Genomic DNA, 18,739 nt, shown 5'->3' with positions numbered 1-18,739 from the left:
CCGCCATGGATGGCCGCAACGGGTCACCGGCGTCCCTCGCCACCGGTGGCACTCGGCAAAGATGTCTTTCACGAAATTGTTAGCCGACTATACAAGATCGCTTCCGGCTTTCGACCCGATTCGGATGGGTTCGGCAAAAAAACCACGTCGCCTCCGGCTGGCGTCGAACCTAGGCGGGCCTGGCCGCTTCCCCATGCAGAACGCAGCTGTGCTCGCTCGTCCCCAGTTCCACCTGCAAGGTGCAGTGGGCGATTGCATAATCGGCCTTGAGCGCCGCCACGATGGCGTCCAGCGCGGCGTCGCCCGGGTAGCCGGCGGGCATGACCAAATGCGCGGTCAGGGCCGTTTCGGTCGTGCTCATGGCCCAGATATGCAGGTCGTGCATGCCGGCCACGCCCGGCTGCGCCAGCAGATAGTCGCCCACCGCGCCGGCATCGACATTGGCCGGCACCGCCGCCAGCACCAGGTCGAGCGATTCGCGCAGCAAGCCCCAGGTGGTGACCAGGATCAGCAGCACGATCACGATGCTGACTGCCGGGTCGAGCCAGGTCCAGCCGGTGAAGATGATCGCCACGCCCGACACCACCACGCCCAGCGAAATGGCGGCGTCGGCCGCCATGTGCTGGTAGGCGCCGCGGATGTTCAGGTCGTCCTTGCTGCCGGCCATGAACAGCCAGGCCGAAAAGCCGTTGACCAGCACCCCGATACCGGCCACCACCGACATCGTCATGCCTTGTACCGGGGCCGGATTGGCGAAGCGGTGCACGGCTTCCCAGCCGATCGCGCCGCAGGCGAGCAGCAGCAGCAGGGCGTTGAGCAGCGCCGCCAGGATCGAGGAACTGCGTAGGCCGTAGGTGTAGCGCCCGTTCGGCGCGCGCCGGGTGAGCATGGCCGCGCCCCAGGCCAGCATCAGGCCCAGCACATCGGACAGGTTGTGGCCGGCGTCGGCCATCAGCGCGGTCGAATTGGCCAGGAATCCATAAAAGAATTCGATGCCGACAAATACCGTGTTCAGGCCGATCGCCAGCGCAAAGGCGCGCCCGTTGCCGTTCGGATCGAGCTGGTGATGATGGTGGCCATGCCCGTGCCCATGGTCATGCCCGTGGTCGTGCTTGTCCGCCGCTTTGGCCGGCGCGTGCGCGTGGCCGGCGTGGTCATGGTCGTGATCGTGGTCGTGGTCGTGGGCGCTGGTCATGGGTCGATTCCATTGGTGGGTTCGGCGATGTGTTCGAGCATGTCGGTCAGCACGCCGCTGATGTGGGCATCCGCCGTCGAATAGAACACCTGCTTGCCCTGGCGCTCGGCCTTGACGATGCGCGCGGCGCGCAGCAGGCGCAGGTGGTGGCTGACCAGGGAGCTGCTCAATTGCAGGCCGGCCGCGATGTCGCCCACCGCAATCGGCCCTGGCAAGCACGACAATACGATGCGCAGCCGGGTCGGGTCACCCAGCAGATGGAACAGGTCGGCCAGTTGGGCGATCGAGGCGTCGTTATCGGGAGAAGGTTTCATGGTTAACATGTGAAGATATGTAGATATGATAGCGCATATCCGGATCACATGGCTGCGCTTGTTGGAAATTACGGCTTTTGCATCTCGGCGGCAATGGCCGCACGGGTTTTGGGATCGAGTTTGGCCACGGCTTTGGCCAGCTTGTCGCCATCGCGCAGGGCGCTGCTTTGCTCTGGCGTGAGTTCCTTGGCCACCATCACCGGGGCCGGGGCAGGCGCCGGGCGCAACAGCAGCGCCTGGCCGGCCAGCACCACGAACGCGCACAGCAGCGCGGCGCCGCCGGCGATGGCGATCGCGCGTTTTTCCTGCGCCGCGGCAGCCTGGACGGGGCCTGGCGCCGCCGTCACCAGTGCCGCCGGACGCGGGGCGGGCGTGCCGCCGTTGCCCAGGTAGCCGCTCTGCTGCAGCGCCCGCACCTGGTCGGCCAGGTCGGCAGTAGCGTCGTCGAGCAATTCCACGTGGCGCTCGACCGCTTCGGCCAGCACCGCCTCGTTCAATGCCACCAGCGCGAAAATCGGATCGTCGATATCGATCCGCACGCCGGTTTTTTCAAAGACGAGGGTGCGCAGTTTTTGCTGGTCCATGCCGGCTTACCACTGCACTTTGTCGAGTTGTTCGAACAGGTCGCGGAACACCACCTTGATGCGCTGCTTTTCCATCACGTTGAATTTATCGCTTTCGCGCACTTCCTGGGCGGTCAGGCGCGCGATATTCATCTTTTTGATGTCGGCGCCGAAGGTGTCGGCGTTGCGTTGCGACAGCACCACGCGCCCGCACACGCGCGCCGCGTTATCAAAGTAGGTCTGGGACTCGGTAAACACCTTGCCGGTGGCCGATTGCAAGGGGCCGAAGTGCTCGTTTTCCCACAGCACCAGCGGCACCGTGGTCGACTTGGCGGTCGAGACGAAACCCATGGCCGTATCGTGCAAGGTGTCGCCGCCGCCGACGATGGTGTGGATATACACCTTGCGCCCGGATTCCTTGAGCAGGTCGAAGCAATCGTTTTCCAGCAGGTAGCCCATCAGCGGCGAAAAGGTGTTGGCGCCGTTGTCGATGACGCAGTTGCCTTCTTCTTCCAGCAGGTCGATCATCAGCGCGTCGAAGCGCTTGGGGTCGATGTTGCGCGCATCGGTCATGACCGGCACGTGTTTCACGTCCATCGCCTTGTAGCGCGAAAAGGTGGCGTTTTCCTGATCGGTATCGTAGCAGCGCAGGGGGCGCTCCTCGTCCTTGCCCGCCAGCCACTGCGCGAGGATGGTCGAGACCAGGGTCTTGCCGATGCCGCCCTTGCCCTGCAGGATGAAATGAACCGTATTGTGCATCGAATTTGCTCCAGAAAATCGCCGGCGCCGGTGCGCGTGCCGGCCCGGCCGCTGTCAAGCGGAGGGGGACATGGCGATGGCGCCGCAGCGCCATCGGCGTCGTGTTCGCGCTATTCGATGATGCGCAGCAAGCCTTGCAGCGCATGCAGCACGGTCTGCTCGCGCACCGCCTGGCGGTCGCCGGCAAACACCAGGCGTTCGGTCTGGACCGTGTCGCCCCTGGCCCAGCCGAAGCAGACCGTGCCGACCGGCTTGCCCGGCACCGCGCCGCTCGGGCCGGCGATGCCGGTGGTCGACAGCGCCACATGCGCGTTGCTGTTCGCCAACGCGCCAGTGGCCATGGCGGACGCCACTTCCTCGCTGACCGTGCCCAGCTGCGCGATCAGCGCGGCCGACACATCGAGCAGCTCGGTCTTGGAGGCGTTCGAATAGCTCACGAAGCCGCAATCGAACCAGGCGGTCGAGCCGGCCACCTCGGTGACCGCCTGCGCCACCCCGCCGCCGGTGCATGATTCGGCGGTTACCAGCAGCAAACCTTTCGCTTGCAGCGCGCGGCCGACTTTGGCGGAAAGTTCGAGAATGTCGTTCGTCACGTGTTGCTCCTTTTGGGCTGTCATGGGAGGATCGGATTGCGTATCGAAATTCAGATCGAAATACAGATCGGGGGAGGGTGCGCGCGACGGCGCGGCCCTGCGATTCTACTTTACCATGCCGTATGCAACACTGTTCGTCCACCCTGTTGCAATGTTTCACAAGGGATATCCAAGAGACTTAAAAAAGCGTAGAGTGGACCTGGGGAAATCGTCCTGCCGTGCGCCACTGGCCTGTTGCTCTGCTATGCTGGCCTTCACCGCTGAGTTTGCTTTTTGTCTGATCCGGATTGGAGTCCCATGTCCCCGATTCTCTTGCTGGCCGAACTGCCATGGCGGGCCTGAGCCGATTCGCATTGCGCCGGCGCGCGCTGGCGCTGCCCATCGTGCTGGCCCTGTTGGCCTGGAGCGGCGTTGGCGCGGCCCAGTCGCCGCCCAGCGTCGAAAACCAGGTCAAGGCCGCCTACCTGTTCAAATTCGCCGGTTTCGTCGAGTGGCCCGACGGCAGCTTCGCGCGCGCCGACAGCCCGCTCCAGATCGGCGTCTCCGGCAATGACGGCCTGGCCGACCAGCTCGAACAAATGGTGGCCGGGCGCACCGTCGCTGGGCACGCCGTGCAGGTGCGCAAACTGCGCCGCGGCGACCCCGTCGGCGGCGTCCACATCCTCTTCATCGGCGCCGGCGAACGCGCCGCCGTGATCGACATGCTGGCCGCCGCGCGCGGCCAGTCGGTGCTGACCGTCTCCGACGCCGAGGACGGCATCGCGCTCGGCTGCATGATCGCCTTCGTCGTGGCCCAGGACCGGCTGCGCTTCGACGTCGCCCTCGGCCAGGTCAACTCCAGCCGCCTGCGCATCAGCGCCCGCATGCTGGCCGCCGCCAACCGTGTGCAGGGGGCCACATGATCGTGCGCTCGATCCGCGAAAAACTGGTCACGGTGGTCATGTTCACCACCCTGGCGGCGCTGCTGGTGTCGATCGGCACCGTGATCGCCTACGACCTGCGCAACTACCACAAGGCCCTGCTGGGCGACATGGCGACCCAGGCCGAACTGCTCGGCCACATGACCTCGGCCGCGCTGACGTTCGATGACGCCCGCCTGGCCACCGAAAACCTGGCGCTGCTGCGCATCCGCCCGTCGGTGCGGGCCGGCGCCATCTACGACGCCAAGGGCGCGCTGTTCGCCTCCTACCGCGCGCCGGGCGAACAGCAGGCCTTCCCGGTCAGCCCGCAGACCGACGACCTGCGCGTCTCCGGCGACGACCTGCTGCTGTACCGGCGCGTGGTCGAAAACGGCGAACTGCTCGGCACTGTCTACCTGCGCGCCGAATACACGCTGGTCGCGCGCGCGGTCGACTACCTGAGCATCGCCGCCGGCGTGATCGCGCTGGCCATGCTGATCGCCTGGCTGATGACGCGCCGGCTCGGGCGCATCGTCACCGCGCCGATCGTGGCGCTCACCGAAACCGCGCGCGAAGTGGTCAGCACGCGCGACTACTCGCGGCGCGCCCCGCGCATCAGCGACGACGAAGCGGGCGAACTGGTGGACTCCTTCAACGCCATGCTGGGCGAAATCGAACAGCGCACCGGCGCGCTCGAAACGTCGCACCATGCGATTGCGCGCGAAGCCGAGGAACGCGCCCGCGCCCAGCAGGAAATCATGGACCTCAACGAGCGCCTCGAAGTGCGGGTGCACGAACGCACCATGCAGCTCGAACTGACCAACGCCGAACTGGAAGTGGCCATGTCCGCGGCCAAGAACGCCAACCAGGCCAAGTCGGCCTTCTTGTCGTCGATGAGCCACGAACTGCGCACGCCGCTCAACGCCATTCTCGGCTTCGCCCAGATATTGACCTCCGAATCGCTGCCGTCCACCTTGCCGCAAAAGAAGGAGTTCGCCGGCCACATTCTCAAGTCGGGGCGCCACCTGCTTACCCTGATCAACGAAATCCTCGACCTGGCCAAGGTCGAATCGGGCACCGTGACCTTGTCGATGGAACCGGTGGCGCTGGCCGACATGCTGGTCGAGTGCCGCAACATGACCGAACCGCTGGCGCAGCAGCGCAAGATCCGCATGCTGTTCCCGGACGCGCCGCCCGCCGTGGTGCAGGCCGACCGCACGCGCCTCAAGCAGGTGCTGCTCAATTTGCTGTCGAACGCCATCAAGTACAACCGCGAGATGGGCGCGGTGGTGTGCGACTGCAGCGTCGTCACCGCCAACCGCGTACGCCTGTCGGTGCAGGATACCGGCATGGGCCTGCGTCCCGAGCAGATCGATTCGCTGTTCCAGCCGTTTAACCGCCTGGGCCAGGAAAACGGCAGCGAAGAAGGCACCGGCATCGGCCTGGTCGTCACGCGCCGCCTGGTCGAACTGATGGGCGGCGAAATCGGCGTCTCGAGCAGTGTCGGCGTGGGCACCGTGTTCTGGATCGAGCTGGGACTGACCCAGCCGGTGCCGTCGGTGGTGGTCGAGGCGACCGTGCTGGCGCTCGAGCCCAAGGAAGCGAGCGCGCCGCGCGCCGACCACACCTTGCTGTACGTCGAAGACAACCCGGCCAACCTGAAGCTGGTGCAGGAGATCGTGCGCTACCGGCCCGACCTGCATTTGCTCACCGCGCCCGATGGCCACCTCGGCATCGAAATGGCCAAGGCGCACCTGCCGGACGTGATTTTGATGGACCTGAACCTGCCCTGCGTGAGCGGCGCCGACGCCCTCAAGGAGTTGCGCAGCGACCCGCGCACAGCCCACATTCCCGTCATCGCGCTGACCGCCAGCGCGATGCCGCGCGACGTCGAGCGCGGGCTGGCCAGCGGCTTTGCGCGTTACCTCACCAAACCGATCAACATTGACGAATTCAACGAGGCGATCGACACCACCCTCGCATTCGCCGACATGCGGCAGCTTGCGCAGAAAGCGCGAAATCCATGACAGCCCTCGAAGACATCCATCACGCCGCCATCCTGATCGTCGACGACCAGATGGTCAACGTCCAGCTGCTCGAGTACCTGCTCACGACCACCGGCTACACCAACGTCAGCAGCACCACCGACCCGCGCGAGGTGGCGGCGCTGCACATGAAGCACCGCTACGACCTGATCATCCTCGACCTGCACATGCCGGGCATGAACGGCTTCCAGGTGATGGAGGCGCTGGCGCCCATGGAAACCGAAGCCTACCTGCCGGTGCTGGTGGTGACGGCCGAACCGGACAAGAAGCTGGCCGCGCTCGACGCCGGCGCGCGCGACTTTGTCGGTAAACCCTTCGACCCGGTCGAGGTGCTCACGCGCATCCGCAACATGCTCGAGGTGCGCCTGCTGCACCGCGAATCGAAGAACTACGGCATCCTGCTCGAACAAACGGTACGCGAGCGCACCGCCGAACTGCAGCGCTTTCGCAGCGCCATGGACGCCACCGACGACGCCATCTTCCTGATCGACATCGGCGCCATGAAGGTGGTCGACGTCAACGACGGCGCCTGCCGCATGCTTGGCTACCAGCGCGACGAACTGCTGCGCCTCGACCCCACCGTGTACGGCCTGGCCGCGCGCGGCCAGCTGGCCTGCCAGGCCGATCCTGCGCGCGACGCGCTGCGCTACCCGGACCTGGTCGAAGACCAGCTCACGCGCGCCGACCTGCGCGAAGTGGCGGTCGAAATCTACTGGCAGACCCAGAACGTGGGCGGCACGCGCATGCTGATCGCGGTCGCGCGCGACATCAGCGAACGGCTGGCCGCGCGCCAGCGCCTCAAGCACCTGGCCAGCTACGACAGCCTGACCGGCCTGCCCAACCGCACCCTGTTCTACCAGACCTTGCGCGAAGCGATCGAGCTGGCGCAGGACAAGCACTGGCGCATCGTGGTGCTGTTCATCGCGCTCGACCGCTTCAAGACCATCAACGATTCGCTCGGCTCGGCGCTGGGCGACGAATTGCTGCGCCAGTTCAGCACGCGCCTGGTGCAGTGCGTGCGCATCCGCGACACGGTCGGGCGCCTGGGCGGCGACGAATTCGCGCTGATCCTCACCATGACGCGCAACCAGCAGGACGCCGTCAACGTGGCCAACGAAGTGCGCGACACCCTGCGCGCGCCGTTCGACCTGCACGGCCGCCAGGCGGGTCTTACGGCCAGTATCGGCATCGCCATGTATCCGGACGACGCCCTCGATCCCGAAACGCTGATCAAATATGCCGACACGGCCATGGGCCGCGCCAAGGAGGCGGGGCGCGACGGCTACCGCTTCTTCACCGCCGGGATGAACGTGCAGGTGCTGGCCCGGCTCGACCTCGAACTGGCGCTGCGCCACGCGCTCGAGCATGGCGAGTTTTTGCTGTACTACCAGCCCAAGGTCAATTTGCGCACCGGCCGCATCGCCGGCGCCGAAGCGCTGCTGCGCTGGAACCGGCCCGGCTTCGGCCTCGTGTTCCCGGCCGAATTCGTGCCGGTGATGGAAGAAACCGGCTTGATCGTGCGCGTCGGCGCATGGGTGATCGAAGAAGCCTGCCGCCAGATCGCGCAGTGGTCGGCCGGCGAGACCGGCGACGTGCGGGTGGCGGTCAATGTGTCGAGCCGCCAGTTCGTCGAGGGCGACCTGGAAGGCGACATCCGCGCCGCCATCGGCAAGCACGGGATCGACCCGTCGCTGCTGGAACTGGAGCTGACCGAAAGCGCGCTGATGTCCAACGCCGAGCATACGATCAAGGTGCTGGGCAACCTCAAGCAGCTCGGCATCACGATCGCCATCGACGACTTCGGGACCGGTTATTCGAGCCTGGCGTACCTGAAGCGCTTCCCGATCGACAAACTCAAGATCGACATCGCTTTTGTGCGCGAGGTGACGGTCAACCCGGACGACGCGGCCATCGCGCTGGCCATCATCGGCATGGCGCACTCGCTGCACATGCAGGTCATCGCCGAAGGGGTGGAAACAGCGGCGCAGATGGCTTACCTGCGGCGCCATCGCTGCGACGAAGTGCAGGGCTTTCATTTCAGCCGCCCGTTGCCGGTCAAGGAGTTCGGCGCCATGGTGCTGGCCAACCTGACGCAGCCGCAGGAGCCGGAGTCGCCCGACAATCACCGCCAGACCTTGTTGATCGTCGATGACGATGTCAATGTGCTCTCGGCGCTGCACCGCTTGTTCAAGCGCGATAACTACCGGATCTTGACGGCGGTGTCGCCGGCCGAAGGATTCGAGCAATTGGCGCTGCACACGGTGCAGGTGATCGTGTGCGACCAGCGCATGCCGGGGATGAGCGGGACCGAGTTTTTGAGCAAGGTCAAGGAGCTCTATCCGGACACGATCCGGATAATCTTATCCGGCTACACCGGGCTCGAAGCGGTGCTCGACTCGATCAACCGGGGGGCGATCTACCGCTTCTACACCAAGCCGTGGGACGAGACGCAGTTGCGCGACAACGTGCGGCTGGCGTTTCATCATTACTGGCTGATGAACGGGCCGAAGGACGATCCGCATAATGCGCACTTTGTCGATGCCGGGCAGGTGGCGGCGCAGTAGGGAGACTAAGCATGTTTGCGCTTGGCTTGACTTTAGCTCCGTCGTTCCCGCCTGCGCGGGAACGACGGAGGTACTAAATCAGGCGCTGGCGAAGTGGTCGAACCCGGCCAATTGCAAGTCGAGCGCCTGGCCGCGCGCATCGACCAGACGCAGGCCCGGCGCCGCATCGATGGTCCCCACGCGCGTGACGGCGGCGCCGCTGGCGAGGCCGGCGGCCAGGATCGCCTCGCGCTGCGCCGGCGCGGCGCTAAAACACAACTCGTAATCGTCACCGCCGGCGGCGCAGAACTGGCGCCGCAGCGCCTGCGCCTGCGCGGCCAGCGCCGGCCCGGCCGGCAGCGCATCCACATCCAATGTAGCGCCGACCTTCGACGCGGCCAGGATGTGTCCGAGATCGCCCACCAGCCCATCGGAGATATCGATCGCCGCGTGAGCCAGGCGCGCGCCGGCCAGGGCCAGGCCAAGCGCCACGCGCGGCGCCGGCGCGTGCATGCGCGCGCCCGCCAGCAGCTGCGCGGCATCATCGAGTGCCACTTCCTTGCGGTACCCGGCCAGCGCCAGTCGAGCGTCGCCCAGGGTGCCCGAGATCCAGAGATCGTCGCCGGCGACGGCCGCGGCGCGCCGCAACGCGTGGCCGGGCGCCAGTTCGCCGAAGATGGTGATGCAGATCGTGAGCGGGCCTTTGGTGGTGTCGCCGCCGATCAGTTCACAGTCATGCAGGTCGGCCAGCGCAAACAGGCCGGCGGCAAATTCGCCGAGCCACGCCGGGTCGGCTGCCGGCAGCGCCAGCGCCAGCGTAAAGGCGACCGGCCGCGCGCCCATTGCCGCCAGGTCCGACAGATTCACGGCCAGGCATTTGTGGCCCAGCATGCGCGCATCGGCGCCGGCGAAGAAATGGCGGCCCTCGACCAGCATGTCGGACGAAATGGCCATCTGCATGCCGGGGGCGGGCGCCAGCAGCGCGCAATCGTCGCCGATGCCGAGCGCGGCCCGGCCTGGCCGGGAACGTTTGAAATATTGCTTGATAAGGTCGAATTCGGAGAGCATGCGCAATTGTACTCCGGCATTCTCCGCCCCCGGTGTGCCCCCACCCCGGTGTCAGGTCTGACATTCGGACACGAACCCAGCCATCCCATCCCGGTGTCAGGTCTGACATTCGGACACGAACCCAGCCATTGGTTTTCAGTAAAGTCCAGCTCGTGTCCGTTTGTCAGACCTGACACCGGGGGTGGTGCTTACAGCTTGCCCAAGGTAACTTCGAGCAGGCGCCCCTTTTTCTTGAACTCTTCATTGACCGTCACCAGGATGCGTCCCTGGGCGTCTTCCGCGATCGAGGTTACTTCGCTGGTGGCGTCGGCCCCCGTGCGCTTGTACCCCGGCAGCAGGCTCGACAGGTCGGTCCATTTGTCGCCGTTGTCGTTCGACCACGCCAGGTAGGGCAGGCCATGCGCCTTGTCGAAACCGGCGGCGACGATCACGTTCGGCTTGCCCGCCGGCGAGAGCAGCTTGGTGATGTAGGGATAGCCGGTCCCGCCCGACAAGGGCTGCTTGAGCACGAACTTGTAGCTCTTGCCGCTGTCGTCGCTGCGCAACAGGCCGCCTTCGACGCCGATGAACACGCGCTCGCTCTTGCCCAAGCTGGTGATCAGGTGCACATTGCGGTTTTCCAGCTCGGGCACGCTGATCGGCACCGGGACCATGGACGCCAGCGCGGAATTGTCGGCGTTCATGCTGTAGGCGCGCACGTAGGCCATGTCGAGCGGGCATTCGCCGCCGGTCAGCAGGCGACCACCGGCCACCTCGAAGGCCTGGTGGGTGCAGCTCATGCTGTCCATGCTGCCCATGATGGGCTTCCAGCTCAGGCCCTGGTCGTTCGAGACCTGCACGTTCTGGCCGGCGCCGCCGTTGGCGAACCAGCGCTTGCCGACTGCCTTGATGTCATTGACCTCCATGCGTTCGCAATAGGTCGCGTAGCAGATGCGGAAGTCTTTGTCCTTGGGAACGAAGGTCATCTTGGCCTGGTCGAGCTCGCATAAAGTGTGTTCGTCGGCGCTGCCCCAGGCGGGCTGCACCAGCACGGTCTTGCCATCCACCTGCTTCAGGTCGGCCGCGCGCCGCACTTCGACCTGCGCGCTGGCCGGCAGCTTGCATTCGCCCAGGGCCACGTTTTGCCAGGCCGACCTGGCGCTCACGCCGCGCGCGGTGGCGATCACCGAGGTGCCCTCGGCTTCGGTATTGGTCAGCGCAACATAGGCGTTCTTGTCGTCGATGGTGACGGCCTTCATGCCGCGCTCGTTACTCATCAGGATGTCGACCCGGGCCACCGGGTCGGGCGTCGGCAGCGGGGCGGGCTTGCCCGCGTCGCCACCGCCGCCGCCGCAGGCGGTAAGCAGGGTGGCGGCGATCAGGCCGGCGGGAAGGCATTTCTGGAAGTCGTTCATGGCATTGTCTCCGGACAGGTTGGGGCGCGCCGCGCACGGACGGAGGTTCCGGCCGGCAGTGCCGCGATGTGGCATTCTCGGTCCGGGAGCGTGCCGGGGTCTATTGCGTTTATGTCTAGGATTTGTATCAACTGTCGGCAATCTGTACCGCCTTGTGACGCCGAGCGAGCGTTCGCTTCGTTTTTTTTGCCGCAAAAACGGCATGTTTTACGGCAATTGACCCGAGCTTGGTGAAAATACGTACCTTGTTGAAAGATCACGTCTGATAAAATCGTCAGTCCCCGACAGTACACAGGAAGGCCGTACCAGCATGGATTCGTCACCAGAGAAGAAGGAAGAACTGCGCCAACAATTGCGCCTCGCCGCGCTCGAGTATCACGAGTGCCCCCGCCCCGGCAAGATCAGCGTCACCCCCACCAAGCAGTTACTCAACCAGCGCGACCTGGCCCTGGCGTATTCGCCGGGCGTGGCCGCGCCGTGCGAAGAGATCGTCAAGGATCCGGGCAACGCCTATAAATACACGGCGCGCGGCAATCTGGTGGCGGTCATCACCAACGGCACCGCCGTGCTGGGCTTGGGCAATATCGGTCCGCTGGCGTCCAAACCGGTGATGGAAGGCAAGGGCGTGCTGTTCAAGAAGTTCGCCGGCATCGATGTCTTCGATATCGAGATCAACGAGCAAGACCCGGACAAGCTGGTCGACATCATCGCCTCGCTGGAGCCGACTTTCGGTGGCATCAACCTGGAAGATATCAAGGCGCCCGAGTGCTTCTATATCGAACGCCAGTTGCGCAGCCGCATGAAGATTCCCGTCTTCCACGATGACCAGCACGGTACCGCGATCATCGTCGGCGCCGCCATCCTGAACGGCATCAAGGTCGTCGGCAAGGATATCCGCGAGTGCAAGCTGGTGGTGTCGGGCGCGGGCGCGGCCGCGCTGGCCTGCCTGGAACTGATCGTCGACCTCGGTTTCCCGATCGAGAACATCTATGTGACCGACCTGGCCGGCGTGGTCTACAAGGGCCGCGTCGAACTGATGGACCCGGACAAGGAGCGTTTCGCCCAGGACACCCCGTTGCGCACCCTGGCCGAAGTCATGCCGGGCGCCGATATTTTCCTGGGCCTGTCCGCCGGCGGCGTGCTCAAACAGGACATGGTCAAGGCCATGGCGGCCAATCCGCTGATCCTGGCGCTGGCCAACCCGACCCCGGAAATCCTGCCGGAAGACGTGAAGGCCGTGCGCGGCGACGCCATCATCGCCACCGGGCGTTCGGACTATCCGAACCAGGTGAACAATGTGCTGTGCTTCCCGTACATTTTCCGCGGCGCCCTCGATTGCGGCGCCACCACCATCACGCGCGAGATGGAAATTGCAGTCGTGCATGCGATTGCCGACCTGGCCCACGCCGAGCAGTCGGACGTGGTGGCTACCACCTACGGCATCAGCAATCTCTCGTTCGGCCCGGAATACCTGATCCCGATGCCGTTCGATCCGCGCCTGTTGATCCACATCGCCCCGGCCGTGGCCAAGGCCGCGTTCGAGTCGGGCGTGGCGACGCGCCCGATCGCCAACCTGGAAGCCTACGCCGACAGCCTGCAGCAGTTCGTGTACCGCAGCGGCACCTTCATGAAGCCGCTGTTCGCGGTGGCCAAGGCGGCCCCGCCGGAACTCAAGCGCATCGTCTACGCCGAGGGCGAAGAAGAGCGCGTGCTGCGCGCGGTGCAAGTGGTGGTCGACGAGAAACTGGCGCGTCCGATCCTGGTCGGCCGTCCGAGCGTGCTGGAGCAGCGCATCGTCAAATTCGGCCTGCGCTTGAAGCAGGGCGAGCATTTCGACGTCATCAACCCGGACCACGAAGACCGCTACCGCGATTACTGGCAGACGTATTACGCGATGACCATGCGTAAAGGCGTGACCCAGGAATACGCCAAGCTGGAAATGCGCCGCCGCCACAGCCTGATCGGCGCGATGATGATCCACAAGGGCGACGCCGACGGCATGATCTGCGGCACCTTCGGCACCACCAACTTGCACCTGCACTATATCGACCAGGTATTGGGCAAGCGCGACGGCGCCAATGTGTATGCGGCGATGAACTTCCTGATCTTGCCGGAACGCCAGATGGCGATCGTCGACACCCATGTCAACGAAAATCCGAGCGCCGAGCAACTGGCCGAGATCACCATCATGGCGGCCGACGAGATGAGCCGCTTCGGCCTGATTCCGCGCGCGGCCTTGTTGTCGCACTCGAACTTCGGTTCGGCCAACAGCGCCTCGGCCCAGAAGATGCGCGCGGCGCTGGCGCTGGTGCAGCAAAAGGCGCCGCAGCTGGAAGTCGATGGCGAGATGCACGGCGACGTGGCGCTCGATGCCAAGCTGCGCAAGCAGATGATGCCGCACTCGACCTTGCAGGGCGAAGCGAACCTGCTGGTGATGCCCAATATCGACAGCGCCAACATCGCCTACAACCTGCTCAAGACGGCGGCCGGCAACGGCATCGCGATCGGCCCGGTGCTGCTCGGCTGCGCCAAGCCGGTGCACATCCTGACCCCGTCGGCCACCGTGCGCCGCATCGTCAACATGACCGCGCTGTGCGTGGTCGATGCGGTGTCGGAGCGCTGATCGGCAGCTAAGGCCGCGCTTCGTTTTGCGCCAAGGACGGCCGCCATCTTCACGGATCGCGGCCGTTTTTTGTAGTAACACTGGCGCGGAATGAGGTGTATTACTACATTTCATTACAGCTCAAGATAGGCGTAACAATCCGTAAGACGCTGCCCTTCTGCGTAGAAAACAGGCATAATATCTACGCAAGTCGTTGTTCATATTGCACGAAAGCCTTTTGCGTAAAGAATAGTCAAAACGATTCTGTTACAATGCTGAGTTGTTAACTGCGAGTCGGACGTGCAGATTACGGCACTCCAACTACACACGAATATCACGAATTATGCAAAAAACAACAAAAAAAGCCCTGATTACCGGAATCACCGGGCAAGACGGCGCCTACCTTGCGCAGTTGTTGCTTGAAAAGGGCTACGAGGTCACCGGGACCTATCGTCGCACGAGTTCGGTGAACTTCTGGCGTATCGAAGAGCTCGGCATCCAGGCGCATCCGAACCTGCGCCTCGTCGAATACGACCTGACCGACTTGTCCTCCAGTATTCGCCTGATGCAGACCGCCGAGCCGGACGAGGTGTACAACCTGGCGGCCCAGAGTTTCGTCGGTGTGTCGTTCGAACAGCCGGTCGCTACCGCAAGCATTACCGGCCTGGGCGCAGTTAACCTGCTCGAAGCGATCCGCATCGTCAACCCGAAAGCGCGCTTCTACCAGGCATCGACCTCCGAAATGTTCGGCAAGGTCCAGGCCATCCCGCAAGTCGAAGATACCCCGTTCTACCCGCGCAGCCCGTACGGTGTGGCCAAGCTGTACGCCCACTGGATGACGGTCAATTACCGCGAGTCGTATGGCATTTTCGGTTCCAGCGGCATCCTGTTCAATCACGAATCGCCACTGCGCGGCCGTGAATTCGTTACCCGCAAGATTACCGATTCGGTCGCCAAGATCGTCCTCAACAAGCTCGACGTGCTGGAACTGGGCAACCTCGACGCCAAGCGCGACTGGGGTTATGCCAAGGAATACGTGGAAGGCATGTGGCGCATCCTGCAGGCCGAACAGCCTGACACCTTCATCCTGGCCACCAACCGTACCGAAACCGTGCGCGACTTCGTCACCATGGCGTTCAAGGGCGCCGGCATCGATGTCGAGTACAAGGGCAAGGGCGAGGCCGAGACCGGCCATTGCGCCCATACCGGCAAGCTGCTGGTGCGCATCAGTCCCAAGTTCTACCGTCCGTCCGAAGTGGAATTGCTCATCGGCGATCCGGGCAAGGCCTTGCGCGAGCTCGGTTGGGCGCCGAAAACCACCCTGGAGCAGTTGTGCCAGATGATGGTCGAGGCCGACATGCGCCGCAACGAACAGGGTTTTTCGTTCTGATATGACGGCCATGGTCACGGAAACGTCTCCCGCGCCCGGCGCTAGAGGGCAGGGCAAGCGTGCCCTGATCACCGGCCTGCACGGCTTCACGGGACGCTACGTGGCGCGCGAACTGGCCGCCGCCGGCTATCGCGTGTTCGGCACCGTGGTGCCGGGCCATGGCGAGAGCCTCCTTGACACCGATGTGTTCGCGGTCGACCTGCTCGACCGCGCCGGCGTGGCCGCCATGGTCGAACAGGTGCGGCCCGATGTCGTGGTGCACCTGGCAGGCATCGCGTTCGTCGCGCATGCCAACGCCGAGCTGATTTACCGCGTCAACATCGTCGGCACCCGCAACCTGCTCGAAGCGCTGGCCGCCCAGCGCCACCAGCCATCGGCGGTGCTGCTGGCCTCGTCGGCCAATGTCTACGGCAACGCCAGCGCCGGCCAGATCGACGAGTCGCTCGCGCCCGCACCGGCCAACGATTACGCCGTCAGCAAGCTGGCCATGGAACACATGGCGCAGTTGTGGAGCGACAAGCTGCCGATCATCATCGCGCGGCCCTTCAACTATACCGGTGTCGGCCAGGACGAGAACTTCCTGCTGCCCAAGATCGTCGCGCATTTCCGCAAGGCCGCACCCGTCATCGAACTGGGCAACCAGGCCATCGCGCGCGATTTTTCCGATGTGCGCATGGTGGCCGACAGTTACCGCCGCCTGTTGGTGGCCGACGTGGCCGGCCAGGCCTTCAATATCTGCTCGGGCCAGGCGCACTCGCTGGGCGAGGTCATCACGCTGATGGAGTCGATCGCCGGCTACCGGATCGAGGTCAAGGTCAATCCGGCCTTCGTGCGCGCCAAGGATGTGCTGGTCCTGATGGGCAATAATGAAAAACTGCGCGGCGCGATCGGCGGCCTGTCCCCGATTCCGCTGGCCGACACGCTGCGCTGGATGTACCAGGCGTGAGCCGCCTGCGCGTCGGCCTGGGAACGACCATGATCGAACCGGGCCTGACCGGCGGACGGCTGGACGGGATCGGCGTCTACACCCAGGCGCTGCTGCAGCACTTGCCGGGCGCCGGCTGCGATGTGGCCGCTTACTCGTATCCGCGTGCGCGCGGCGACGCTACGGACGTCAAGGTGGGCCGGCCCCTGCCGCAATCGTTCGAAGCGGCCAGCCTGACCGACCTGCTCACGCCGGCAGCGCACCGGGTGCACATGCCGGCCGATCTGTTTCACGCGACCGATTACCGTATCGTGCGCATGGATTGCCCGGTGGTGGCGACCCTGCACGATGCGCTGCCGATCAAGTATCCGCAGTGGTGCAGCCCCGGCATGCGGCGCGCCAAGAACTGGATGCAGCAAAAAGCGGCGCGCAAGGCACAACATGTGATCGCGGTGTCGAACTTTGCGATCGGTGAACTGGTCGAATGCTTCGGGGTCGATGAAAAGCGCATCAGCGTGGTGCCCAACGGCGTCGACGCGGCGTGGCTGCAAGCGCCCGATGCGGCCGCCGTGGCGCAGACCCTGCGGCGGAACGGCTTGCGTGCGGGCTATTTTTTGTTTGTCGGTACTTTGCAGCCGCGCAAGAACGTCGAGCGCTTGCTCAGTGCGTATTTGAGTTTGCCGGATGCGCTGCGCGCCGAACGCCAGCTGGTCATTGTGGGCGGCGCCGGCTGGCGCTGCGAAGAACTGATCGCGCGCATCGCCGCGGCGCAGCAGGATGGCGAGCAGGTGGTGTGGCTGAACCAGCTGACCGGCGCCGACGACTTGCGCCATGTGTATGCGGGCGCGGGGGTGTTTGTGTTTCCATCCTTGTACGAAGGTTTCGGTATTCCCGTGCTCGAGGCGTTTGCGTCGGGGGTGCCGGTGGTGGCCTCGAATAGCAGTTCCTTGCCTGAAGTCACCCGGGGCGCGGCGCTTGACGTCGATCCGGGCAACACTGGCGAGATCGCCGCAGCGATGCAGGCGCTGGCGCGCGACGACGCGCTGCGGCAGCAATGCATTGCGGCGGGCCGCGCTCGCGCAGCCCAGTTGACCTGGCACGACACCGCGCTGCAGACCGCCGCCGTGTATCGTGCCGTCCTTTCCCAATAATCTGACGTCGACCTTTGCCATTTGCGAAACTATGCGTGTCCTACATTTCTATAAAACCTATTTCCCGGAATCGGTGGGTGGCGTCGAGCAGGTCATCCGGCAAATGTGCGTCGGCACCGGCCGCCTGGGCGTGCGCAATGAAGTGCTGACCCTGACGCGCCAGAAAGAAAAGCGCGACGTCGAGTTCGAAGGCCACAAGGTGCGCCTGCTGCCGCTCGACTTCGAAATTTCATCGACCGGGTTTTCGGTGGCCGCCTTCCGCGAACTGGCGCGCATGGCGGAAGATGCGGACGTGGTGCATTATCATTTTCCGTGGCCGTTCATGGACCTGGCGCACTTTATTTCGCGCATCAAGAAGCCGAGCCTGGTGACCTACCACTCCGACATCGTGCGCCAGAAACAATTGCTGCGCCTGTACCAGCCGCTCAAGCACCGCTTTTTGCAAAGTGTGGACACCATTGTCGCCACCTCGCCGAACTACATGGCCTCGTCTGCCGTGCTGGACCGTTATCGCGACAAGACACGCGTGATCACTTACGGGCTCGACAAGACTATTTATCCCGAGCCGGACCAGGCCCGCATGGACAAATGGCGCACCCGGATCGGCGAGCGTTTCTTTTTGTTCGTCGGCGTGCTGCGCTATTACAAGGGCCTGCATATTTTGCTCGATGCGGTTGCCAATACCGATTATCCGGTGGTGATCGTTGGCGCCGGTCCGATCGAGAACGAGCTCAAGGCGCACGCCGAACGGCTCGGCTTGACGCATGTGCTGTTCGTCGGCGCGCTCGACGAGGCCGACAAAGTGGCGCTCCTGACCTTGTGCTACGCGCTGGTGTTCCCTTCGCATTTGCGCTCGGAAGCGTTTGGCATTTCACTGCTGGAAGGGGCGATGTACGGTAAACCCATGATTTCGAGCGAGATCGGCACGGGCACGACGTATATCAATATCGATGCCGAAACGGGCCTGGTGGTGCCACCGAGCGATCCGCAAGCCTTCGGCGAGGCCATGCGCAAGCTGTGGGACAACCCGGAACTGGCGCAAGCGATGGGCAAGCGCGCCGAAGCGCGCTACTGGGAGTTGTTTACCGCCGAGCAGATGGCCAAGAGTTATACCGCGCTGTATCACGAACTGGTGGCGCGGCACGCAACGGTGGCGCTGGCCCAGGTGCAGGCCTAGCAGCCTGTCGGACTTGGGGAGTCGAAGCGAAAAAATAGCTGGGCGAGGCCAGATTTTGACGATTTCGCAGTGCCAATAGCGAGCTATTGGCCGAGAAAGCGGCGAAATATGGACCGTCCCA

15 protein-coding genes are annotated in these 18,739 nt (G+C 64.4%); 8 read left to right on the top strand and 7 right to left on the bottom strand.

Features of this window, described 5'->3' with window-relative positions; genetic code table 11:
• Window positions 1-169: 169 nt before the first annotated feature.
• From F2P46_RS31945 to F2P46_RS31925, 5 genes are all read right to left on the bottom strand, one after another.
• Window positions 170-1,195, bottom strand: coding sequence for a cation diffusion facilitator family transporter (locus tag F2P46_RS31945; protein WP_166898042.1), 1,026 nt, complete (start codon window positions 1,193-1,195; stop codon window positions 170-172).
• Entirely contained in the window at window positions 1,192-1,509 is a 318-nt protein-coding gene (locus F2P46_RS31940; protein ID WP_166898040.1) for a helix-turn-helix transcriptional regulator, read from the bottom strand. Before F2P46_RS31940 ends, F2P46_RS31945 begins: the two co-directional genes overlap by 4 nt.
• A 68-nt stretch (window positions 1,510-1,577) precedes the next feature.
• Window positions 1,578-2,093, bottom strand: a complete 516-nt coding sequence (locus tag F2P46_RS31935; RefSeq protein ID WP_166898038.1) for a hypothetical protein — start codon at window positions 2,091-2,093, stop codon at window positions 1,578-1,580.
• Between the two features lie 6 nt (window positions 2,094-2,099).
• Window positions 2,100-2,831 carry a hypothetical protein gene (locus F2P46_RS31930; protein ID WP_166898037.1) on the bottom strand — a complete coding sequence of 244 codons (732 nt, stop codon included), beginning with the start codon at window positions 2,829-2,831 and terminating at the stop codon, window positions 2,100-2,102.
• A gap of 110 nt (window positions 2,832-2,941) precedes the next feature.
• A complete protein-coding gene (locus F2P46_RS31925) occupies window positions 2,942-3,448 on the bottom strand; it encodes a CinA family protein (RefSeq protein WP_166898035.1) in 507 nt (168 codons plus the stop codon).
• Window positions 3,449-3,753: 305 nt separating this feature from the next.
• On the opposite strand from F2P46_RS31925, the gene F2P46_RS31920 reads away from it, so the two are divergent.
• The 3 genes from F2P46_RS31920 to F2P46_RS31910 are packed head-to-tail and all read left to right on the top strand — an operon-like array spanning window position 3,754 to window position 8,932.
• The gene (locus tag F2P46_RS31920) at window positions 3,754-4,326 is read left to right on the top strand and encodes a YfiR family protein (RefSeq protein WP_166898033.1); all 573 of its coding nucleotides are present in this window, start codon (window positions 3,754-3,756) and stop codon (window positions 4,324-4,326) included.
• Window positions 4,323-6,350 (top strand): ATP-binding protein, encoded by a 2,028-nt coding sequence (locus tag F2P46_RS31915; RefSeq protein WP_166898031.1) that lies wholly within the window; start codon window positions 4,323-4,325, stop codon window positions 6,348-6,350. Before F2P46_RS31920 ends, F2P46_RS31915 begins: the two co-directional genes overlap by 4 nt.
• Window positions 6,347-8,932, top strand: a complete 2,586-nt coding sequence (locus F2P46_RS31910) for an EAL domain-containing protein (RefSeq protein ID WP_166898030.1) — start codon at window positions 6,347-6,349, stop codon at window positions 8,930-8,932. Before F2P46_RS31915 ends, F2P46_RS31910 begins: the two co-directional genes overlap by 4 nt.
• A 78-nt stretch (window positions 8,933-9,010) precedes the next feature.
• Here the strand turns inward: F2P46_RS31910 and thiL are convergent, their stop codons facing one another.
• Entirely contained in the window at window positions 9,011-9,979 is a 969-nt protein-coding gene (thiL, locus tag F2P46_RS31905) for a thiamine-phosphate kinase (protein ID WP_166898075.1), read from the bottom strand.
• A 188-nt stretch (window positions 9,980-10,167) separates the two neighbouring features.
• On the bottom strand, window positions 10,168-11,373 hold the full coding sequence (locus F2P46_RS31900; RefSeq protein ID WP_166898029.1) for a hypothetical protein: 1,206 nt from the start codon (window positions 11,371-11,373) through the stop codon (window positions 10,168-10,170).
• Window positions 11,374-11,683: 310 nt separating this feature from the next.
• On the opposite strand from F2P46_RS31900, the gene F2P46_RS31895 reads away from it, so the two are divergent.
• The 5 genes from F2P46_RS31895 to F2P46_RS31875 all read left to right on the top strand — a co-directional run bounded on the left by F2P46_RS31895 (window position 11,684) and on the right by F2P46_RS31875 (window position 18,618).
• Complete coding sequence (locus F2P46_RS31895) at window positions 11,684-13,996, top strand: NADP-dependent malic enzyme (RefSeq protein ID WP_166898028.1); 2,313 nt, start codon at window positions 11,684-11,686, stop codon at window positions 13,994-13,996.
• Window positions 13,997-14,318: 322 nt separating this feature from the next.
• Entirely contained in the window at window positions 14,319-15,365 is a 1,047-nt protein-coding gene (gene gmd, locus F2P46_RS31890) for a GDP-mannose 4,6-dehydratase (RefSeq protein WP_166898027.1), read from the top strand.
• Window position 15,366: 1 nt separating this feature from the next.
• Window positions 15,367-16,311 (top strand): GDP-mannose 4,6-dehydratase, encoded by a 945-nt coding sequence (locus F2P46_RS31885; RefSeq protein WP_166898026.1) that lies wholly within the window; start codon window positions 15,367-15,369, stop codon window positions 16,309-16,311.
• Entirely contained in the window at window positions 16,308-17,441 is a 1,134-nt protein-coding gene (locus F2P46_RS31880; protein ID WP_368737983.1) for a glycosyltransferase family 4 protein, read from the top strand. The genes F2P46_RS31885 and F2P46_RS31880 overlap by 4 nt, the downstream gene beginning before the upstream one ends.
• A gap of 31 nt (window positions 17,442-17,472) precedes the next feature.
• Window positions 17,473-18,618 carry a glycosyltransferase family 4 protein gene (locus F2P46_RS31875; RefSeq protein WP_166898025.1) on the top strand — a complete coding sequence of 382 codons (1,146 nt, stop codon included), beginning with the start codon at window positions 17,473-17,475 and terminating at the stop codon, window positions 18,616-18,618.
• The last annotated feature ends 121 nt before the right edge of the window (window positions 18,619-18,739 follow it).

The organism is Massilia sp. CCM 8734 (genome assembly GCF_011682155.1).
Taxonomy (GTDB): Bacteria; Pseudomonadota; Gammaproteobacteria; order Burkholderiales; family Burkholderiaceae_D; genus Telluria_A; species Telluria_A rubra.
This window is presented reverse-complemented; position numbering and strand designations above follow the sequence as displayed.

What these genes read in the sequence shown, in the direction of transcription:
- F2P46_RS31920 (WP_166898033.1), top strand. Translation starts at nt 3,754, where the DNA reads ATGGCGGGCCTGAGCCGATTCGCATTGCGCCGGCGCGCGCTGGCGCTG.
- F2P46_RS31915 (WP_166898031.1), top strand. Translation starts at nt 4,323, where the DNA reads ATGATCGTGCGCTCGATCCGCGAAAAACTGGTCACGGTGGTCATGTTC.
- F2P46_RS31945 (WP_166898042.1), bottom strand. Translation starts at nt 1,195, where the DNA reads ATGACCAGCGCCCACGACCACGACCACGATCACGACCATGACCACGCC.
- F2P46_RS31925 (WP_166898035.1), bottom strand. Translation starts at nt 3,448, where the DNA reads ATGACAGCCCAAAAGGAGCAACACGTGACGAACGACATTCTCGAACTT.
- F2P46_RS31885 (WP_166898026.1), top strand. Translation starts at nt 15,367, where the DNA reads ATGACGGCCATGGTCACGGAAACGTCTCCCGCGCCCGGCGCTAGAGGG.
- F2P46_RS31910 (WP_166898030.1), top strand. Translation starts at nt 6,347, where the DNA reads ATGACAGCCCTCGAAGACATCCATCACGCCGCCATCCTGATCGTCGAC.
- F2P46_RS31930 (WP_166898037.1), bottom strand. Translation starts at nt 2,831, where the DNA reads ATGCACAATACGGTTCATTTCATCCTGCAGGGCAAGGGCGGCATCGGC.
- F2P46_RS31940 (WP_166898040.1), bottom strand. Translation starts at nt 1,509, where the DNA reads ATGAAACCTTCTCCCGATAACGACGCCTCGATCGCCCAACTGGCCGAC.
- F2P46_RS31900 (WP_166898029.1), bottom strand. Translation starts at nt 11,373, where the DNA reads ATGAACGACTTCCAGAAATGCCTTCCCGCCGGCCTGATCGCCGCCACC.
- F2P46_RS31935 (WP_166898038.1), bottom strand. Translation starts at nt 2,093, where the DNA reads ATGGACCAGCAAAAACTGCGCACCCTCGTCTTTGAAAAAACCGGCGTG.
- F2P46_RS31875 (WP_166898025.1), top strand. Translation starts at nt 17,473, where the DNA reads ATGCGTGTCCTACATTTCTATAAAACCTATTTCCCGGAATCGGTGGGT.
- thiL (WP_166898075.1), bottom strand. Translation starts at nt 9,979, where the DNA reads ATGCTCTCCGAATTCGACCTTATCAAGCAATATTTCAAACGTTCCCGG.
- gmd (WP_166898027.1), top strand. Translation starts at nt 14,319, where the DNA reads ATGCAAAAAACAACAAAAAAAGCCCTGATTACCGGAATCACCGGGCAA.
- F2P46_RS31895 (WP_166898028.1), top strand. Translation starts at nt 11,684, where the DNA reads ATGGATTCGTCACCAGAGAAGAAGGAAGAACTGCGCCAACAATTGCGC.